Source organism: Dietzia sp. DQ11-44, from assembly GCF_014145205.1.
GTDB classification, from domain to species: domain Bacteria; phylum Actinomycetota; class Actinomycetes; order Mycobacteriales; family Mycobacteriaceae; genus Dietzia; species Dietzia natronolimnaea.
The window spans coordinates 1-5,173 of sequence record NZ_JAALEC010000063.1 but is presented as its reverse complement, the minus strand read 5'-3'; the positions used below and the strand labels follow the sequence as shown (position 1 = coordinate 5,173).

The 5,173-nt window shown below is 62.4% G+C and carries 5 protein-coding genes; all 5 read left to right on the top strand.

Going from position 1 to position 5,173, the window contains the following annotated elements; all coding sequences use genetic code 11:
- Positions 1-88: 88 nt before the first annotated feature.
- Positions 89-379: a hypothetical protein gene (locus G6018_RS01920; RefSeq protein WP_146166336.1), complete on the top strand. Its 291-nt coding sequence runs from the start codon at positions 89-91 to the stop codon at positions 377-379.
- Positions 366-1,916: a multicopper oxidase family protein gene (locus G6018_RS01915; protein WP_347237768.1), complete on the top strand. Its 1,551-nt coding sequence runs from the start codon at positions 366-368 to the stop codon at positions 1,914-1,916. The genes G6018_RS01920 and G6018_RS01915 overlap by 14 nt, the downstream gene beginning before the upstream one ends.
- Before the next feature lie 76 nt (positions 1,917-1,992).
- The gene (locus tag G6018_RS01910) at positions 1,993-2,625 is read left to right on the top strand and encodes a DUF305 domain-containing protein (protein ID WP_107746683.1); all 633 of its coding nucleotides are present in this window, start codon (positions 1,993-1,995) and stop codon (positions 2,623-2,625) included.
- A gap of 32 nt (positions 2,626-2,657) precedes the next feature.
- On the top strand, positions 2,658-3,578 hold the full coding sequence (locus G6018_RS01905; RefSeq protein WP_347237767.1) for a F510_1955 family glycosylhydrolase: 921 nt from the start codon (positions 2,658-2,660) through the stop codon (positions 3,576-3,578).
- A 41-nt stretch (positions 3,579-3,619) separates the two neighbouring features.
- The gene (locus G6018_RS01900) at positions 3,620-4,933 is read left to right on the top strand and encodes an Ig-like domain-containing protein (protein ID WP_182611233.1); all 1,314 of its coding nucleotides are present in this window, start codon (positions 3,620-3,622) and stop codon (positions 4,931-4,933) included.
- The last annotated feature ends 240 nt before the right edge of the window (positions 4,934-5,173 follow it).

Below are 5,173 nucleotides of genomic sequence, written 5' to 3'. Positions count from 1 at the left end.
CCGTCCGAGATCACCGCAGCAGGCCAGGCCTCTCCCAACTCGAGTCGAGCTTGTCAGAGAAGAACCTTGATCAGATCTTGACGAAACGATGACCCAGATCTCGCAGTTCACACCGCAGAATCGAGTTTCTAAGACAGGCGAGGAGTTGAGTATGATGGGGTGGCTTTACGGTGTGAACTGGATCGACATCGTTCTGTTGATCGCGTTCGTACTCGGTTTCTGGGCGATGGTTCTGGCCTTGGCGACCAGTCTTTTTGGAGGGCATCGGCACCTGCGCGGGCCGCACTCTCCTGCTAATGGGGTCGTCTCTTCCGGTATCTCATTCGCATCTCCCGCAGGGACCGCGACTTCGCGAAGCGTCGATCATGATGAACGCTGACGCCACGGGGCGGGCAGGTGCGCTAAGCCGTGCGCCGCGCGTGCTGGTCTCCCGCCGGTCCTGCTTGGCCGGATCGCTTCTCGCCGGCGCCGGCGCTCTGACTGCATGTTCTGGTTCCGGATCAGCCACGGGCAGTCCCGTGGGAGCCTCGTCAGATCTCGTGAGGCGGCTTGAACAGGAGCGACGCTCCCCCGGCCAAACGGTGGTATCCGCGCAGTTGACCCCCCGTCCGGTCGATGTTGATCTGGGTGGCCGCGTTGTCTCAACGTGGGGATATGACCAACAATTGCCAGGCCCACTGGTGCGGGCCCAAGCTGGAGATCGGCTGCAGATCACCGTGGACAACCAGCTGCCACAGGAGACCAGCGTGCACTGGCACGGGATCGCCATGAGCAACGACATGGACGGGGTTCCCGGGTTGACACAGGACCCGATCGCACCAGGCACCACGTTCACCTACGACTTCACCGCCCCAGACCCAGGCACGTACTTTTACCACTCACATTCGGGTCTGCAACTCGATCGGGGCCTGTACGGAGTGGTGATCATCGATGATCCGGACGAGCCCGGCGACTACGACCATGAATGGCTCGTGGTCCTTGACGACTGGCTCGATGGGACCGGTCGGACTCCCGACGATGTCGCCCGTGATCTGGGCATCGGTGCCGACACCGCAGATGCCGGGATGCAGGGGATAGACCACGACATGATGGACATGCATGGGGGTGAGGGGTCGATGATCTCCCCCATCCTCGGCAGCGCCGGGGATGTCACCTACCCGCACTTTCTGATCAATGGGCGACTCCCTGTCGACCCCTACGTCTGGAGAGCGTCGCGGGGCCAACGCGTGCGCATCCGGTTCGTTAATGCCGGCGCCGACACCGCGTTCCGGGTAGCGCTTGGCGGGCACCGGATGACCGTCACTCACACCGACGGCTTTCCCGTGCTTCCCGAGGACACCGATTCCCTTCTGATCGGCATGGGTGAACGGTTCGATGTTGTGGTCACGCTCGGCGACGGCGTGTTCCCGTTGTTCGCTCAGCCCGAAGGCAAGGATGGTCACGCGCAGGCCCTCGTACGTACAGCAGCGGGCGATCTCCCGACAAATTCCCGACCAGTCGAAGTGGACCGGCGTCCGCTATTGGGTACCGACTTATCCCCCAGCGAGGCAGTACGTCTGTCTAGCCAAAGTCATGATCGGTACCACAGCGTCGACCTGGGCGGGACGATGTCGCCGTACCGGTGGACCCTCAACAGCCAAGTCCACCCGGATTCGGCGCCGCTGGAGGTCAACAGTGGGGAGCGGGTGCGAATGCGGATGCGGAACATGTCCGACATGTTCCACCCGATGCACCTGCACGGACATACGTTCGCGCTCGCGGACAGCGGGCTTCGCAAAGATACCGTCACGATTCGGCCGATGCGCACTATTGAGATCGAGTTCGACACCGATAATCCTGGCCAGTGGGCGTTGCACTGCCACAACGCCTATCACCAAGAGGCCGGGATGATGACCACTCTGTCCTACCTCGCCTGACCGGCAAGGTGATCCACCCGCGGGCCCGAAAGTCCGCAGAAGAAAGGGAACCCAGATGAATCGAAAGAAGCTTGTGATGACCGCCGCTGCCGCCGCGGTCCTGCTGGGGCTGTCCGCCTGCACCAGCGACGAGACCGACACGGCCAGCGAGACCACGACCGCCGTCGAGACCACTGCGACCAGCGGGAGTTCGACCACCGAGCAGGCAGAGGAGTCAGCTCAGCATTCCGAGGCTGACGTGATGTTCGCCCAGATGATGATCCCCCACCATGAGCAAGCCATCGAGATGAGCGACATCATCTTGTCCAAGGATGATGTCCCCGCCGACGTCACCTCGCTGGCCGAGGAGATCAAGGCCGCCCAGGGGCCCGAGATCGCGCAGCTGACCGACTGGCTCGAGCAGTGGGGAGAGCCGACGCAGCCCGAAGGCATGGACATGGACATGGACATGGGCGGTGACCATGACATGGCGCAGATGGAGGGCATGCTCTCCGATGAGGAATTGCAGCTGTTGTCCGACGCTCCCGGCCCTGAGGCTGCCGAGTTGTTCCTCAACCAGATGATCGCCCACCACGAAGGCGCCGTGGCCATGGCCGAAGACCAGGTCGAGAACGGCACGTACCCGCCGGCTGTCGACCTGGCGCAAACCATCATCGACACCCAGCAGCAGGAAATCGACACCATGCAGCAGATGCTCGACTCCATGTAAAAAAACGAAGGCTCGCATTCCCGGCGGGGTCGATGGCAGTCCGACCCCGCCGGAGACCGTCTGGGCATCAACACATTTTCTTGTCCCTGCCAGAAACGAGATACGCACTCATGCTTTCGCACCGAAAGCGGGCCTGGACCCCAATAGCCATCCTTGCATCGGCTCTCATCGCGACCGCGTGTTCGAGCCCGCAGCAGACGCCAGCACCCGAATCCGGGGACGCCTCATCGACGGTCGGCACCGCATTAACACCCGCGCTTGACCATGTGCACGGACTCCACCTCGATGCTGAGGGAAGGGTGCTGGCCGGCACGCATACGGGGCTTTTCGTCCTCAACCCCGATGGCGCGACCACCCGCGTCGGCGACGCCGACGACGACTTCATGGGGCTCACAGGCGCGCCCGGGACGGATAACCTCTACGCTTCGGGCCATCCTGGCCCGTCAAGCTCCGCCCCCAATCCTCTCGGACTCATCGAGAGTGTCGACGGCGGCCAGTCGTGGGCGACGAAATCCCTCTCCGGCGAAGTCGACTTTCACGCCCTGACCACTGACGGAAACACCCTTGTCGGATTCGACACCGCCAACGGAATTCGAACGTCCACCGACTCGGGCGTCAGTTGGACCGACGGCATCGAGATGGCCGCGAGAGCATTGGCGATTACCGACGAGGGCATCTGGGCCACAACCGCAGGAGGCCTACAACTCAGCACCGACATCGGGCGCACATTCGCATCAGTACCAGCTGCTCCCGAACTCCTGCTGATATCTGCAGCCGAAGACGGCACCCTCTGGGGGATCGATACCGACGGCACCGCCTGGCGCAAGAACGTCAACGACGATGAGTGGCAGCAGGGACCAGTTGTCGGTGATGTCGAAGCCATCATCGCCGCGGACCAGGACACTGCCTACGCTGCTGATGGACGGTCATTTCATACATTAACGATTCCCTGAAACGTCGTCGGCGGCGCAAACCAAGGCCGACCGAAGACGGAATGGAAACTACCGGTCAGAACGCATACGAACTCGAGGGAGAAGTGGTGAGGAAAGAAGCGATGCTCGCAGGCGGAGCCGCACCAGAGCGCACACCGGCGAAACGGCTTGCCTCGGTCGCGGTGGCCTTGGTGGCCGCAGTAGGGCTGAGCGCGTGCACGATCGGAGATACCGAGGACACCTCGACGGCCGCTGCACCGAAAGAAGCCCCCGCCGCTGCGGCCGTCATTCACACCTCGTTCGAAGATGGGACAGTGGCCGCGACGCCGCGGGAACCGATCGTCTTGGATGTGACAGACGGTGCGTTCGACGATGTCACGGTCACAAACGAAGAAGGCCGCGAGGTCGAAGGCGAGTTCAACGCGGAACGCTCCCAGTGGCGCACCACCGAGACTCTGGGCTACAACCGGGATTACTCGATCGAGGCGAGCGCTACTAACGACGACGGTGAGACGATTACAGACTCGTCCTCGTTCAGCACCGTGGTCCCGAACTCGACCACCAGCGCGAGCCTGGTGACCGGTCAGGGCCACACGGTAGGTATCGCGCAGCCGGTCGCGGTGCGTTTCGAGTCCGCCGTCGGCGACCGTAAGGCCGTCCAGGACGCCATCGAGGTCACCACGACCCCCGCCGTCGAAGGAGCCTTCTACTGGGTGTCGCCCTCGGAGGTTCGCTGGCGCCCCGCCGAATTCTGGGCACCGGGCACCGAGGTCGACGTCGACGTCAACATCTACGGCACCGATATGGGCGAAGGCCTTTACGGAGCCCAGGACGCAAACAGCAACTTCACGATCGGCGACGAGGTCATCACCACGATCGACGACAACACCAAGACAATGACGACCCGAATCAATGGCGAGGTCGTCAGCAGTAGCCCGGTCTCACTAGGAAAGGCATCGACACCCACCCCGAACGGCACCTACTACATCGGCGACCGATACGAATCGCTCATCATGGATTCATCGACGTTTGGTGTGCCGGTCGACTCGGCCGACGGCTACCGGCTTTCAGTCAACTGGGCCACCCAGATGTCCTACAGCGGGATCTACGTACATGCCGCCCCATGGTCCGTTGAACAACAGGGCTTCACCAACGTCAGTAACGGCTGTATCAATGTCACCGACGCCTACGCCAAGTCGTTCCAGAACAGCAGCAACCGGGGCGACGTGGTCAAGGTCATCAATACCGTCGGACCGACGCTTCCCGGGACCGACGGGCTGGGCGACTGGAACATCCCGTGGGAAACCTGGCGTGCTGGAAATGCCGACCTAGCCCGGGTGATTCACGGGGATCTGCGGATCGCTGGGCGAAAATAGACCGAAGTGCTTCCTGAACAGGGGAAACTGGGACTTGTCGAAGGTTCCATGTCCCCACACAGAAAGCACTCGGTAGGTGAAGCGTACGTCGTGGTCGTCTGGCCTGTCCGTTACTGCTGATGGTGTCGGGGTGATCTCCCACGCCGGAGCCATCGCACCACGCCTTCTGGCTGATCAGGTGGGGCTGACAACTGAACTGTCAGGGGCCATGGCCCGCCGCCGGTTCATCCCGATCCACGA